Source organism: Salinibacterium sp. TMP30 (assembly GCF_038397785.1).
Taxonomy (GTDB): Bacteria; Actinomycetota; Actinomycetes; order Actinomycetales; family Microbacteriaceae; genus Rhodoglobus.
Genome location: NZ_CP151642.1, coordinates 1445956 through 1460150 on the forward strand (window position 1 = coordinate 1445956; position 14195 = coordinate 1460150).

The following is a 14195-nucleotide window of genomic DNA, read 5'->3' on the forward strand; positions in this document are numbered from 1 at the left end:
ACCTGAGGGGCGGATGTACAGAACTTCCGGCACCGATGTGAAGGGACTTAGCAGTACCCCTTGCTCGCGTCAGAACGATAAGCGCACGTAAGAGAAGCTGCTAGGAAACAGGGCCTAGAATTCGAACCTGCAGGGCGATGTGAGCGCCTTGGCCGAGTAAGCGGCGTCAGTCGTTAGTCGAAAACGCGCTTGAGAAAATCGGCGGTTGAGCGGTAGCCGATTCGCTCAAAGAAGTCAGCCGATCCGCGGCTCGGAACCGTGAGCTGTCTAACGCCGCGCTCGAGGCACACTGCCTCGACAGCCTCAACAAGTCGTGTTCCGATACCCGAGCTCTGAACTGAACTGTCTACAACGAGCTCTTGTAGCTGCGCAGAGCTTCCATTGGTGTGGAGCAGGTGCGCGATGGTCGCAAAAGCATAGCCAACAACGCCAAAACTAGGCTTCTCGGCGACCAGCAGGAGCGTGGCGGCCTGATCCTCCACAGCGTGCGCAAAACTCGCGTCAAACGCCGCACGGTCCGGCGCATATTCGGTACCTAGCTGCTTGAGGAGTTCGAAGACTGCGCCAGCATCGGCGGCGGTCGCAGACCGTATCTGCATAGATTTAGCGTGCGAAGTATCCGCGGTAGTACTCATACGTCCACCCTACGAGGCTTACGATGAGAATTCCGCCACCAATAAACGCGATCCACGCTCCAACCGCAACACCTAAGAATACGAGTGAGACGGCTGCGGCGAGCACAATGGGCCACCAGCTCCACGGGCTGTAATGTCCTTGCTCAGCATCGCCGTCTTCAATGTTTGCGTCGAGACGGTCCTCTGCGAGTTCACCACCTTGCGCGTCATGAACTTTGCCGAGGTAGAAGGCGATGAGAGCCCACAGCAGTCCGCTGAGAGCAAGTGCAATCGTGCCCGCCCACTCGACACGCTGGTGTGCCTGGTCAATGAGCGACCAACCTGTGTAGAGGGCCGCAACGACGAAGAAGAATACGGTCAGAATCCAGTAGAGCTTTACATTCGCCTTCATGGGCTATTTCACCTTCTCGTCTGCGAGATCATAAACTGGCGCCTCCGGCGCATCTTTGCCTGGACCGATACCAACCGCGATACCTGCCTCGGGATGATTCAGATCGAATGCCGGGGACTCTGAACGAATTCGCGGAATGGAGGTGAAGTTGTGGCGCGGCGGCGGGCAGCTGGTTGCCCACTCGAGTGAGCGACCGTAGCCCCACGGGTCGTCGACGGTAACCTTCGGTGCCCTGCGTGCGGTGATATACACGTTATAGAGGAACGGAATCATCGACACAGCGAGCAAGAATGCTCCGATCGTGGAAACCTGGTTCATCCACGTCACGCCATCCTCTTCGAGGTAGGTGCGGTATCGACGAGGCAGAGCGACAACTCCGGCCCAGTGCTGGATGAGGAACGTGGTGTGGAAACCAATGAACAGCAACCAGAAGTGGATCTTTCCGAGACGCTCGTTGAGCATCTTTCCGGTCCACTTGGGCCACCAGAAGTAGAAGCCACTGAACATCGCAAAGACGACCGTTCCGAAAACTACGTAGTGGAAGTGCGCGACGACAAAGTAGGTGTCAGACACGTGGAAGTCGAGCGGTGGGCTCGCGAGGATTACGCCGGTAAGTCCACCGAAAGTGAAGGTCACGAGGAAGCCGAGTGCCCACAACATGGGTGTCTCAAAGGTAATTGAGCCTCGCCACAGTGTGCCGACCCAGTTGAATATCTTGACGCCGGTGGGCACCGCGATAAGCATCGTCATGAGCGAGAAGAACGGCAGCAATACCGATCCGGTGACATACATGTGGTGAGCCCAGACCGTGACTGAAAGCGCCGCAATCGAGATCGTCGCATAAATCAGGGTCGAGTAACCGAAGATCGGTTTACGGCTGAATACCGGGAAGACTTCTGAGACGATTCCAAAGAACGGAAGGGCAATGATGTATACCTCGGGGTGACCAAAGAACCAGAACAAGTGCTGCCAGAGGATCACCCCACCATTTGCCGGATCGTAAATATGGGCACCAACGACTCGATCTGCACCGAGACCGAAGAGGGCAGCAGCAAGAACCGGGAATGCCATAAGAATGAGCAGCGAAGTAACGAGAGTGTTCCACGTGAAGATTGGCATGCGGAACATCGTCATTCCGGGTGCACGCATTGTAATGATGGTCGTGATGAAGTTCACGGCACCGAGGATCGTTCCGAATCCACTCATCGTCAGGCCGAATACCCACAGGTTTCCGCCGAGCCCGGGAGAGAATGTGGTGCTTGAAAGCGGAGCGTAGGCAAACCAACCGAAAGATGCTGCACCCTGAGGGGTAAGGAACCCGGCGACCGCAATCAGCGAGCCGAAACTGTAAAGCCAGTAGGCGAATGCGTTGAGTCGCGGGAAGGCAACATCAGGCGCTCCGATTTGGAGTGGCATAAGCACGTTCGCGAAGCCAGCGAATAGCGGGGTTGCGAACATCAGCAGCATGATCGTGCCATGCATCGTGAACAACTGGTTGTACTGCTCACCGGTAGCAACAACTGACAAACCCGGTTCAAAAAGCTGAGCGCGAATGACAAGTGCCATCACGCCACCGAGAAGGAAGTAGAAGAAGGAGGTGATCAGGTACATGTACCCGATCGTTTTGTGGTCTGTCGAGGTGACCCAGTTCACCAAGACATTGCCCTTATGTTCGACGCTCATGAGCCCTATTCCTCGTTGCTGCTGCCGTTGCCGGGCAAATTCTGGTTGACGTTGTAGTCAATGCCGAGTTGACCTTCGTAGCCAGCCGCACGCTGACCTTCGATGTAGTCCTCGTACTCGGTTTCGGAGACGACCTTTACAGTGAAGAGCATGAGCGAGTGGTTCTCACCACACAACTCCGCACACTTGCCCTGATAGGTACCTTCCTTCGTCGGAATGAAGTACATGTAGTTGGTCTTGCCGGGGATCATGTCCTTCTTGTACAAGAAGTCAACCACCCAGAAAGAGTGAATCACGTCGCGTGATTCGATCTTGATCTCGACCTTCTTGTCGACAGGGAGGACCAACTGCGGCAAGTCATCAACATTAATTGTGCCATCGGGGTTGAAGTCTGCTTGGACTCCGGGGCTGTAAACATTTTCGTCAATGTAGTTGAAGTCCCACGCCCAACGCTTTCCAATGACCTCGATCGAAACATCGGGGTTTACCTCGACCTTTTCGATCTGCGCTTGGTCTCGAGCGGTGAAGGCGAAGAAGCCGATTACCAGAATCAGAGGCACGATCGTGTAGAAAATCTCGATCGGCATGTTGTAGCGCAATTGAACGGGAAGCCCGGTCTGGCCGCGACGGCGGCGGTAGACAACAGCGGCCCAAATGATGAGGCCCCAGGTGATAGCGCCCACGATCAGAAGCACGATCCACGACGTAACCCACAACCCTATGATGCTGCTCGTGTGGTTGGTCGTGTCAGGACTTCCTGGCAGATAACCCTGAAGCTGATCCTGAGAACAACCGGCCAAGACCAGCATCGTAACCAGAGCGATGGGAATCGCAGCCAATCGAATTCGGCGGTTAGAGCGCACCTGTGACCTCTCGAAGAACACGGACTAATACCTTTCCAGTCTATAGGGAGCCAGACGGTCTCATGATTACCGGCTCGCCCCGTACAAGTGAAAAGGTGCGCCAAATCGGCGCACCCTCTCAAAAAATTACTGTGAAATTAGTTGAAACTGTCACCACAGGCACAACTGCCCTCAGCGTTCGGGTTGTCGATAGTGAAACCCTGCTTCTGGATCGTGTCTTCAAAATCGATGCTCGCACCGTCAAGGTACGGAACACTCATCTTGTCGACAACAACTTCTACGCCATCGCCGAAATCAACACTTACATCGCCGTCAAGAACGCGCTCGTCGAAGTAAAGCTGATAGATCAGCCCCGAGCATCCGCCCGGTTGAACGGCCAGACGTAAGCGCAGGTCATCGCGACCCTCTTGCGACATCAGGCTACGGACCTTGTCCGTGGCAGCCTGAGTCAGTGCAACTCCGTGGGCAGCAGTTTCAACAGCGGTTTCAGTCATGACCCAATTCTACGCCCGACGTTCCAACTTTGCGAGCAGCAGAGCCTCGGTGAGGATGGCACGTTTGAAAACACCGAGATGCAAGGACTCATTCGGGCTATGAGCGCGCGACTCAGGGTCTTCCACTCCCGTCACTAAAATCTGGGCTTCAGGAAAAACCTCGACGAGGTCAGAGATAAAAGGGATCGAACCGCCAATTCCGGTCTCGAGGGGTTCGTTGCCCCACGCCTCATGCATCGCGGTCTTGACAACCTCAACCGCCCAACCGCTGGTATCAACAAGAAATGGGCTGCCGCGGTCAATATCCGAGATTTCGAGGTGCGCCCCAAAAGGAGCATTGGCTTCAAGGTGAGCCTGCAGCGCCGTGAACGCATCGTTAGGGTCCTGACCTGGCGCAATACGCGCGCTGAGCTTGACCGTGATGCTCGGAGCCAGAGTGTTGGATGCGTTCATCACTGTCGGCGCATCGATGCCGGTTATCGTAATGGACGGTTTGTCCCACAGCCTGCCGAGGATGCTGCCGGTGCCCACCGAGGAAACGCCCCCAAGTAAACCTGCTTCATGTCGCAGTTTCTCTTCGCTGTACTCGGGTCTCTGTCCATCGCGACCAGTAAGACCGTCAACGGCAACAGCACCGGTCTCATCGTGCAAAGTCGCAAGGAGCTTGATAGTAGCGAGCATCGCATCCGGCACCGCTCCCCCAAACATGCCTGAATGTGATGCGTGCGCGAGCGTCGACACCGTGAGCTTGAAAGTGACGTTCCCGCGCAGTCCTACAGTCAGTGACGGCGTGTTGATGTCCCAGTTGTCGGAATCCGCAACGACGATCACATCGGCGGCAAGTTTTTCGCGGTTCTCCGTGATGAAGTTGGCAAACGAACGCGAGCCGAATTCTTCTTCGCCCTCAAAGAAGGCCACGAGGCCAAGATCAAAATCGTCGCCGACAATGGCGACGAACGCGCGGATCGCCGCAACGTGAGCCATGATTCCTGCCTTGTCATCAGCGGCACCTCGGCCATACAACCGGTCGCCGCGCACGGTCGGCTCAAAGGGGGGCGAATCCCAATCCGCATCCTGACCGGGAGGCTGCACATCATGATGGGCGTACAGAAGAATCGTTGGCTTGCCATTCTTCGCCTTGCGCGTAGCAAGAAGAGCCGGATGGCCGAGCGTCGTCTCATCAATGGGCGCACGCGCAAGCTCGACAGCGTCAAAAACGCCGATGCTCTCGATCAGGGCCTTAGCTGCCTCTGCGCTGCGCTGCACCTGCCCAGGATCGAAACCATCCCAGGACACCGACGGAATCCGCACCAGGGCCGATAGCTCCGCAATCGTTGCCGGCATTGCCGCGATAATGGCCTCAGAGAGGGAATCGAGTAAAGGATCTGGAGTGTTCGATGCGGACGTCGGCTGCGGCGTGTGAGTCATACGAGTAATCTTAGATTGACATCAACGCAAGGAACTCAGTGGCAACAGCATCTTCGAACAACAGCAACTCGACTCCCGACTCTCCGGGTGACAACGAAAGTGTCACGGGCAAGGGCCGCCCCACCCCCACTCGCAAAGAACGCGAAGCCGCCAATTTGCGCCCACTCGTCTCTGACGACCGCAAGGAAGCCCGTCGTCAAGCCCGTACGAAAATGCAGGCAGAACGAGAACGTGCCCGCGTTGGCATGGCGAACGGTGAAGAGAAGTACTTGCCAGCTAGGGATCGTGGCCCGCAGAAACGATTTGTTCGTGACTACGTAGACGCGCGCTTCAGCGTTGGTGAACTTCTGGTCCCCGCCATGTTCGTAGTTATCATCTTGACTCTTTTCCCTCAGCCAGAGGTGCAGGTCTTTGGACTATTTGCACTGTGGGGCTTCTTCATAGTGGCGACCATCGACGCAGTCCTGCTTGGACTGCGTCTGCGCCGCAAAATTACCGAGAAGTTTGGCGAATCACGCGCTGAGAAGGTGCGCTGGTACGCTGCGATGCGATCGCTTCAGTTACGCATCATGCGACTGCCGAAGCCGCAGGTCAAGCGCAGACAGTACCCCAGCTAGCTCGCGCGCTCGACACACAGTCGTGCGGGTTCCGCTCAGTTACTCAGCCGCCCGCTCGGAGCGAAGAATCGTTGCGAGCCGCCGATTGATCGTCCGTGCCCACAACGGACCGCGGTAGATGAAACCGGTGTATCCCTGAACTAGGGTTGCTCCCTCGCGCAAACGCTCAGCGACATCCTCTGCCGTTTCAACGCCACCGACTGAGATCACACAGAACTCGGCGGGCACAACGGCTCGGATCACTCGCAATAGTTCCAGCGACCGCGCGGCGACCGGTTTTCCCGAGACTCCACCAGCACCCGCAGCCTCGACGATGCCAGGGGCCGTCTTCAATCCCTTTCGCGAGACCGTCGTGTTCGTTGCAATGATGCCGTCAAGCTCCTCGACTGCAAGCCGCGCGATTGACGCAGCCTCGTCATCCGTAACGTCCGGCGCAATTTTGACGAGCACCGGTGTCTCCCCGGCGGCAGATTTCACGGCCATAAGCAGCGGCTTCAGCTTGTCTATCTCCTGAAGCCCGCGAAGCCCCGGCGTATTCGGGGAACTCACGTTGACGACGAGGTAATCAGCGAGCGGCGCAAGCGCGCGAGCGCTCGTGAGGTAGTCGGCGACAGCGTTCTCGACAGCCACAACTCGAGACTTACCAATATTGACGCCAATGACCGGTCGCTGTGCTCGCCGTCGTGCACGCTCAATCACGCTAGACGCTGCGGCAGCACCCGCGTTATTGAACCCCATCCGGTTGATGGCACCGCGATCCGCGACAAGACGAAAGAGTCGCGGTTTGGGGTTTCCTGGCTGCGGGAGGGCGGTAATCGTTCCCACCTCAATATGACTGAAGCCCAGCTGACCCAATCCTTGGATGCCAACGCCAGATTTGTCGAAACCGGCCGCCACTCCAAATGGGGAGTCAAAGCTCAAACCTAGGGTGTCTACTCGAAGCACTGGGTCTGGAGTGCGCTGCAGCAGGCGCCCAATCCCTACTACCGGAAGCACTCGGATCACGGCAAACGCGAGTGAATGAGCAAACTCGGGGTCAAGTCGCTTGAGAACGGTGCGGAAGAAGAAGTCATACATGGGCAGCGGTGCTCTCAGCGGTAGAAGACGGTGTTCAACAACAGGACCTGACTAACTAGTGGTGTCGTGATCCAAACGGAGCTGGCTTATTGCAGCATCAAAGTCGTCGAGTGAATCGAAGGCTTGGTAGACGCTCGCGAAGCGCAAATAGGCAACCTCGTCGAGGTCACGCAATGGCGAAAGAATGGCCAAGCCGATTTCATTTGCGTCAACCTGGGCGGCGCCCGTCGCGCGAATCGCTTCTTCGACCTTCTGTGCGAGCACTGCAAGATCAGTATCGGTGACTGGTCGCCCCTGGCACGCCTTACGCACACCGCTGACGATTTTCTCACGGCTAAACGACTCAACGACGCCGTTGCGCTTGATTACGTTGAGCGAGGCCGTCTCAGTCGTCGAGAATCGTCGCCCACACTCGGGGCACTGACGGCGGCGGCGAATCGAAAGGCCGTCATCGCTTGTGCGGGAATCAACAACCCTGCTATCGGGATGCCTACAAAAAGGGCAATACATAGTGTGTCAAGCGTACCCGGTTAGTTATTGCGGAACCGCGCACTCACCGCCGCGCCATGAGCAGGCAGATCTTCCGCAGAACTGAGGGCAACAATGTGTGGCTCAAGTGCGCGAAGCGCCTCGTGTCCGTAACGGATTACCTGCTGTGGGCGCAAGAACGTGTACGCGCCGAGTCCCGAGGAGAATCGCGACTGACCTCCCGTTGGAAGCACATGGTTCGATCCAGCAAGATAGTCACCAAGGCTAACGGGCGATTGCGCACCGAGGAAAATTGCCCCAGCATTGTCAATCATGTCCATGACGGTGCCGGACTCTTCGGTCTGAATCTCCAGGTGCTCAGGGCCGTAGGCGTTACTCAGCGCCGCAGCGGCCACCATGTCGCTCACCAAGACTATGGCGGACTGTTGGCCGTCGAGGGCGATGCCTGCGCGCTCGGAGTGCAGGGTCAGCGCGAGCTGCGCGGCAAGCTCGATGCGCACGGCATCCGCAAGTTCTTCGGAGTCGGTGACTAAGACCGCAGCAGCAAGTTCATCGTGCTCTGCCTGACTCAGCAAGTCCGCAGCCACCAGTTGAGGATCAGCGTTCGCATCCGCAATAATCAAGATTTCGGTTGGCCCAGCTTCGGAATCTATACCGACCATGCCACGCACCGCACGCTTGGCAGCCGCAACGTAGACGTTTCCCGGGCCCGTAATAATATCAACGGGATCGAGACCCAAATCGGGGATTCCGTAGGCGAAAGCAGCAATGGCGCCTGCACCACCCATCGCGTAAACCTCATCGACCCCCAATAGTCCTGCCGCGCCAAGGATTGTCGGATGCACCGCTCCCCCAAAGTTGCGCTGAGGGGGTGAGGCGAGAGCCACCGAAGAAACGCCAGCGACCTGCGCAGGCACAACGTTCATAATCACGCTCGACGGGTAGACCGCCTTGCCACCCGGAACATAGAGTCCGACTCGGTTGACGGGTTGCCATCGCTGCACGATTTCGGCACCATCGCCGAGTTCAGTCATGATCGGTGGCGGAACTTGGGCCTTGCTCGCGGTGCGAACGCGATCGATGGCAAGTTCGAGCGCGTCGCGCACAGCGGGCTCGAGAGCGCGGGTCGCGCGAGTGATCTCATCAGCGTGGATACGCACTCGATCAGGGCGCACCCGATCTAGCCGCTCAGCTTGGTCGAGCAGAGCCTGCTCTCCGCGCTCGCGGACGTCCTCAATGAGGTTAAACGCCGTAGCAGAAGCGGCGGAAACATCCATTTGAGCACGAGGGATGACACGGGAAAGTTCGGCGCGGCTCAGAGTGGCGGCACGAAGGTCAATTGTATTCAGCGACATAGCTCAACCATGCTAGTTCGTTCTGTGCTCGGAATTCCTGTGCGCCGATTAGGCTTGAGAGAAGACATATGGATAATTCAGCAGCAACAGAAGGAATCGACGCTTTCAGGGGCGCATTCAGGCGCCACGCGGCTGGCGTAGCCGTAGTGACGTCGCTCGCACCCGACGGTCATCCCGTGGGATTCACCGCCACGTCACTCGCGTCGCTCGCGGCCGATCCCCCACTCGCAACTTTCAATATGGCTCAAGTCTCGAGCTCGTGGCCAGCGATTACGGTCGGAAACCGAGTCGCGATCCACATGCTCGGGCCGCGAAGCCGCCATCTCGCCGAACGCATGGCGGCCGATCATAGCCTTCGATTTGTCGGAGACCATTGGCACCCCGATGACACTGGACTGCCCCTGCTCGATGGTGCAACCGCAATCGCAATCGGGCGCATCGTTGAGGTGTATCCGGTGCACAATAACGCGGTCGTTGTAGTGGAAATCGATCACGGCGTTCTGGGCGACGAAGATGAAGCCCTGCTCTACCACGAGCGCACCTACATGCGTCCTCACTCCCTCGATAACTAATCCCTGCGGTCGAATAGCCGGAACCCGGGCTCGCTCATGCCCTGATTGGCCCACCCGGGGATTAGCCCAACCGGGGATCAACCCAGGCAGCCTGGCCCGAGTAGCGTCTTTAGTTCGCCGTAGAGGTCTGCCGACACCTTGACGCGGTAAGGCACTTCGAAAACGCGTGCGACGTCGCCGCGCACGAGACGCAATCGCACCTCGACATCACCGGAGTGACGAATGAGTACATCGCCGAGACCGGTAACCACGTCGGTGGTTGCCCGATGTTCATTGATCGAGACCACAATCGGTCCCGACCCCAAACTGGGCCCCAATTCCGGAGAGAACATGCTGACCGCATGCAAGTTCATGCCGTCATCTCGCGCACTTGCCCGCCCGCGCACCACGACAATAGAGTCATTAATTAGGCCCGGCGCGAACTCTTGATATGTCTTTCCGAGGAACATGACGCTGATTTCGCCGCCAAAATCTTCGACCGTAACAATGCCGTATTGGTTGCCACTGTTGCGGGCTACCCGGTGCTGAACACTGGTGACGAGGCCCGCGATTGAGACGTGTTCACCATCGGAGACCACATCGCCAGACAAAACTTCGGTGATCGTCGCATCCTGATGCTTGGCGAGCTGCAGTTCAAGCCCCGACAGCGGATGGTCGGAAACGTAGAGCCCCAACATCTCGCGCTCGAAGGCGAGCTTGTCGCGCTTCGACCACTCCGGCCGATCGGGAACGCCGTCATCGTCGTCATCAAAGTCGAAGATGCCACCAAACAGGTCGACCTGACCGTTCGCTTCGTTGCGCTTGAGGCTCACGGCCGAGTCGCACGCATCTTCGTGGATTTCGAGAAGCCCGCGACGAGTAGCGCCCAGAGAGTCGAACGCCCCAGATTTGATGAGAGATTCCACAGTGCGCTTATTAGCAACCTGAATGGAGACCTTGCGGAGGTAGTCGTGGAATGACTCGAAGCGGCCCTTTTCGGCGCGAGCACGAACAATTTGCTCCACGACTGAAGCACCAACATTGCGGACGGCGCCGAGGCCAAACCTGATGTCGCCGGCGACAGCCGTAAAGTTCACGGTCGATTCGTTGACATCGGGCGCCAACACCTTGATGCCCATGCGGCGGCACTCGCTCAAGTACATCCCGAGCTTGTCTTTTGAGTCGCCGACACTTGTGAGAAGCGCGGCCATGTACTCGGCCGGGTAATTGGCTTTGAGGTATGCGGTCCAGTAGCTGAGCACGCCGTAACCAGCGCTGTGCGCCTTGTTGAAGGCGTAATCAGCAAACGGCATGAGCGTTTCCCACAGCACCTTGACGGCTTCTTTACTGAAGCCGTTGTCGAGCATGCCCGTTTCGAACCCGATGAACTGCTTGTCGAGCTCTTCTTTCTTCTTCTTGCCCATTGCCCGACGCAAGACGTCGGCTTGACCAAGAGTGAAGCCTGCGACCTTCTGAGCCACTGACATGACTTGCTCTTGATACACAATCAGACCAAAAGTGGTGCCGAGAATTTCTTTTAACGGCTCTTCAAGCTCGGGATGGATCGCATCAATCTCCTCCAAGCCGTTTTTTCGTAGCGCGTACTTAGTGTGGGAGTTCATTCCCATCGGGCCCGGGCGATACAGGGCAATAACGGCAGAGATGTCTTCAAAGTTCGTGGGCTTGAGCTGCTTAAGCAGGGCTCGCATTGGCCCGCCATCGAGCTGGAAAACGCCCAGGGTGTCACCGCGGGCGAGTAAATCGTAGGTCTTCTGGTCGGCATCCAGATCAAGGTCTTCGATGACGAGCGGAGAGCCAGTGTTCGCCTTGATCATCGTCAACGCATCTTCAATGACCGTGAGGTTGCGAAGCCCCAAGAAGTCCATCTTGATCAGACCGAGGCTTTCGAGCGGTGGCTGATCGAACTGAGTGATGATGGCGCCATCGTCTTCACGGCGCATAATGGGCAGCACATCAAGCAATGGCTCGGCGGAAAGCACAACACCGGCCGCGTGCACGCCCCACTGTCGCTTCAGCCCTTCAAGCCCAACTGCGGTTTCGAAGACTTTCGCTGCTTCAGCGTCGGTGTCGAGAATTCCCCGGATATCTGCGGCCTCTTTATACCGCGGCGCATCTTTATTGCGCACATCATTAAGGGAGATATCCTTGCCCATGATGGCTGCGGGCATTGCCTTGGTGAGTTTCTCCCCCACCGAGTAGGGCATGCCAAGCACCCGAGCAGAGTCTTTGAGCGCCTGCTTTGCCTTAATCGTGCCGTACGTGACGATCTGAGCGACGCGGTCGTCGCCGTATTTTTCGGTGACGTAGCGAATAACTTCGCCACGTCGTCGATCGTCAAAGTCGACATCGACGTCGGGCATCGAAACACGTTCGGGGTTCAAAAATCTCTCAAAGATGAGTCCGTGCGCGAGTGGATCGAGCTCGGTGATTCCGACCGCATAGGAGGCCATCGAGCCCGCAGCAGAACCTCGACCAGGACCAACGCGGATGCCCTGCGCCTTCGCCCACTGAATGAAGTCGGCAACAACGAGGAAGTAACCAGGAAACCCCATCTGCTGGATAACGTCGACCTCGTACTTTGCCTGCGCAAGATGCGCTTCAGATGGCGCGTTGTTGAACCGCTTGTTCATTCCACGCGCTACCTCCTTCTCAAACCAGGTCGCCTCCGTCTCCCCTTCGGGAACCGGGAATCGTGGCATGAGGTCGCGGCCCTCAAAACTAACCTCACAACGTTCGGCGATCAGCAGCGTGTTGTCGCATGCTTCAGGATGTTCGCGGAACAAGGAACGCATCTCGGCAGCCGACTTGAGGTAAAACTCGTTCGAGTCGAACTTGAAGCGGTTGGGATCGTCGAGAGTCGAGGCAGATTGCACACACAACAACGCTGCGTGTGCGGTCGCATCGTGGGAGTGCGTGTAGTGCAGGTCATTTGTCGCGAGCAGTGGCATGTCCAGCTCTTTGGCGAGCCTGATGAGATCGAGTAGCGTGCGGCGCTCGATATCGATGCCGTGGTCCATGATTTCGGCAAAGAAGTTCTCTTTGCCGAAGATGTCTTGGAAGTCCGCTGCGGCCTGGCGAGCTTCGTCATACTGACCAAGTCGGAGCTTTGTTTGGACCTCGCCACCCACACACCCGGTCGTGGCGATAATTCCCTTCGAATATTGGCTAAGGAGCTCACGATCCATTCGCGGCTTGAAATAGAAACCCTCGATCGAGGCCTTAGATGACAGGCGAAACAGGTTGTGCATTCCTTCGTTGTCTTGGGACAACAAAGTCATGTGGGTGTACGCACCGCTGCCACCGACATCATCTCGAGTCTGATGACTCCCCCCCCAACGCACACGAGTCTTGTCACCGCGCGCCGTGCCAGGAGTGATGTATGCCTCAGTGCCGATAATTGGCTTGATACCTCGGGCAGTGGCCGACTTCCAGAAGTCATAGGCACCGAACATGTTGCCGTGGTCGGTGATCGCGATCGCCGGCATTCCCTGTTCGACGGCGGCATCGAGCAATGGCCCTACGCGCGCTGCACCATCGAGCATCGAGTACTCGCTGTGAACGTGCAAGTGCACAAACGAGTCGTTATTAGCAGCCACAGTCACTCCGAATTCTTTCGAAATCCAGCCTAAGCCAGCACGCCAAACAGACTCTAACTGACGCGCCCTAGTTGGCGCGAAGCACCTCAAGTGCCGCCTGAAGGTCAGCTGGATATGGTGACTCGAACAGCACATTTTCCCCGGTCGCCGGATGCGCAAACCCTAGCTTGTGGGCGTGCAACCACTGGCGGGTTAGGCCAAGCCTGGCGGAAATCGTCGGGTCGGCGCCGTACATGGTGTCGCCGACACAGGGATGACGCTGTGCCGCCATGTGCACACGGATCTGGTGTGTGCGTCCGGTCTCAAGTTGAACTTCAACAAGCGCAGCAGACGGGAATGCTTCGAGCGTCTCGTAGTGGGTAATGGAGTCTTTGCCCCCGGCGACGACAGCAAACTTCCAGCTTGAGCCCGGATGCCGACCGATCGGAGCGTCGATTGTTCCCGCGAGTGGGTCGGGGTGTCCTTGCACGACCGAGTGGTAGATCTTGTTCACTTCGCGATCGTGGAAAGCACGCTTGAGCTCTCTGTAGGCGAGTTCAGACTTTGCAACCATCATAAGACCGCTCGTGCCCGCATCGAGGCGGTGCACGATTCCTGCGCGCTCGGCGGCGCCAGACGTCGAGATACGGTATCCAGCGCCAGCGAGTGCACCAAGAACAGTCACACCGTCCCAGCCAATCGATGGGTGTGCTGCGACTCCGGCGGGCTTGTCGACGACAACAATGTGATCATCGTCGTAAATAATGCCGAGGCTATCGAGCACGACGGGCACTATCTGCGGTTCAGTCTTGGAAATCCAGGACACCTCAATCCATGTACCAGCGGTGAGGCGATCTGACTTGCCGACTTCGGCACCGTCCATCATTACTCCGCCCGATTCGGCTACCTCTGCGGCAAATGTTCGCGAAAAGCCAAGAAGCTTGGCGAGGGCTGCGTCTACGCGCTGCCCCACAAGCCCTTCCGGAACCGGCAAACTACGGGTTTCCACTACTGCT

Annotated in this window: 13 protein-coding genes; 2 read left to right on the plus strand and 11 right to left on the minus strand. The window is 57.5% G+C overall.

The window, feature by feature from the left end; all coding sequences use genetic code 11:
• Nucleotides 1-173: 173 nt before the first annotated feature.
• The 6 genes from AADH44_RS07075 to AADH44_RS07100 form a co-directional block, all read right to left on the minus strand.
• Nucleotides 174-599, minus strand: a complete 426-nt coding sequence (locus tag AADH44_RS07075; RefSeq protein WP_341951999.1) for a GNAT family N-acetyltransferase — start codon at nt 597-599, stop codon at nt 174-176.
• A 4-nt stretch (nt 600-603) separates the two neighbouring features.
• Nucleotides 604-1026: a cytochrome c oxidase subunit 4 gene (locus AADH44_RS07080; protein ID WP_341952000.1), complete on the minus strand. Its 423-nt coding sequence runs from the start codon at nt 1024-1026 to the stop codon at nt 604-606.
• Nucleotides 1027-1029: 3 nt separating this feature from the next.
• Entirely contained in the window at nt 1030-2709 is a 1680-nt protein-coding gene (gene ctaD / locus AADH44_RS07085) for a cytochrome c oxidase subunit I (protein ID WP_341952001.1), read from the minus strand.
• Nucleotides 2710-2714: 5 nt separating this feature from the next.
• Complete coding sequence (coxB, locus tag AADH44_RS07090; protein ID WP_341952002.1) at nt 2715-3593, minus strand: cytochrome c oxidase subunit II; 879 nt, start codon at nt 3591-3593, stop codon at nt 2715-2717.
• Nucleotides 3594-3709: 116 nt separating this feature from the next.
• A complete protein-coding gene (locus AADH44_RS07095; protein ID WP_341952003.1) occupies nt 3710-4066 on the minus strand; it encodes an iron-sulfur cluster assembly accessory protein in 357 nt (118 codons plus the stop codon).
• 9 nt (nt 4067-4075) lie between these two features.
• The gene (locus tag AADH44_RS07100) at nt 4076-5494 is read right to left on the minus strand and encodes a dipeptidase (RefSeq protein ID WP_341952004.1); all 1419 of its coding nucleotides are present in this window, start codon (nt 5492-5494) and stop codon (nt 4076-4078) included.
• A gap of 38 nt (nt 5495-5532) precedes the next feature.
• On the opposite strand from AADH44_RS07100, the gene AADH44_RS07105 reads away from it, so the two are divergent.
• Nucleotides 5533-6111 carry a DUF3043 domain-containing protein gene (locus AADH44_RS07105; RefSeq protein WP_341952005.1) on the plus strand — a complete coding sequence of 193 codons (579 nt, stop codon included), beginning with the start codon at nt 5533-5535 and terminating at the stop codon, nt 6109-6111.
• Between the two features lie 39 nt (nt 6112-6150).
• On the opposite strand, the gene AADH44_RS07110 is transcribed toward AADH44_RS07105, so the two are convergent.
• The 3 genes from AADH44_RS07110 to hisD are packed head-to-tail and all read right to left on the minus strand — an operon-like array spanning nt 6151 to nt 9032.
• A complete protein-coding gene (locus tag AADH44_RS07110; RefSeq protein WP_341952006.1) occupies nt 6151-7188 on the minus strand; it encodes a quinone-dependent dihydroorotate dehydrogenase in 1038 nt (345 codons plus the stop codon).
• 51 nt (nt 7189-7239) lie between these two features.
• The gene (gene nrdR, locus AADH44_RS07115; protein ID WP_341952007.1) at nt 7240-7698 is read right to left on the minus strand and encodes a transcriptional regulator NrdR; all 459 of its coding nucleotides are present in this window, start codon (nt 7696-7698) and stop codon (nt 7240-7242) included.
• A gap of 20 nt (nt 7699-7718) precedes the next feature.
• On the minus strand, nt 7719-9032 hold the full coding sequence (gene hisD, locus AADH44_RS07120) for a histidinol dehydrogenase (protein WP_341952008.1): 1314 nt from the start codon (nt 9030-9032) through the stop codon (nt 7719-7721).
• 68 nt (nt 9033-9100) lie between these two features.
• Here hisD and AADH44_RS07125 point away from each other — a divergent pair, with 68 nt between their 5' ends.
• Nucleotides 9101-9604, plus strand: a complete 504-nt coding sequence (locus tag AADH44_RS07125) for a flavin reductase family protein (RefSeq protein ID WP_341952009.1) — start codon at nt 9101-9103, stop codon at nt 9602-9604.
• Nucleotides 9605-9681: 77 nt separating this feature from the next.
• On the opposite strand, the gene dnaE is transcribed toward AADH44_RS07125, so the two are convergent.
• The gene (gene dnaE / locus AADH44_RS07130; protein ID WP_341952010.1) at nt 9682-13200 is read right to left on the minus strand and encodes a DNA polymerase III subunit alpha; all 3519 of its coding nucleotides are present in this window, start codon (nt 13198-13200) and stop codon (nt 9682-9684) included.
• Nucleotides 13201-13267: 67 nt separating this feature from the next.
• Nucleotides 13268-14188 carry an RluA family pseudouridine synthase gene (locus tag AADH44_RS07135; RefSeq protein ID WP_341952011.1) on the minus strand — a complete coding sequence of 307 codons (921 nt, stop codon included), beginning with the start codon at nt 14186-14188 and terminating at the stop codon, nt 13268-13270.
• Nucleotides 14189-14195: the final 7 nt, after the last annotated feature.

Excerpts from the sequence above, each read along its gene's own strand:
- AADH44_RS07075 (WP_341951999.1), bottom strand. The coding sequence starts at position 599 with ATGCAGATACGGTCTGCGACCGCCGCCGATGCTGGCGCAGTCTTCGAA.
- AADH44_RS07080 (WP_341952000.1), bottom strand. The coding sequence starts at position 1,026 with ATGAAGGCGAATGTAAAGCTCTACTGGATTCTGACCGTATTCTTCTTC.
- ctaD (WP_341952001.1), bottom strand. The coding sequence starts at position 2,709 with ATGAGCGTCGAACATAAGGGCAATGTCTTGGTGAACTGGGTCACCTCG.
- AADH44_RS07095 (WP_341952003.1), bottom strand. The coding sequence starts at position 4,066 with ATGACTGAAACCGCTGTTGAAACTGCTGCCCACGGAGTTGCACTGACT.
- AADH44_RS07100 (WP_341952004.1), bottom strand. The coding sequence starts at position 5,494 with ATGACTCACACGCCGCAGCCGACGTCCGCATCGAACACTCCAGATCCT.
- AADH44_RS07110 (WP_341952006.1), bottom strand. The coding sequence starts at position 7,188 with ATGTATGACTTCTTCTTCCGCACCGTTCTCAAGCGACTTGACCCCGAG.
- nrdR (WP_341952007.1), bottom strand. The coding sequence starts at position 7,698 with ATGTATTGCCCTTTTTGTAGGCATCCCGATAGCAGGGTTGTTGATTCC.
- hisD (WP_341952008.1), bottom strand. The coding sequence starts at position 9,032 with ATGTCGCTGAATACAATTGACCTTCGTGCCGCCACTCTGAGCCGCGCC.
- AADH44_RS07125 (WP_341952009.1), top strand. The coding sequence starts at position 9,101 with ATGGATAATTCAGCAGCAACAGAAGGAATCGACGCTTTCAGGGGCGCA.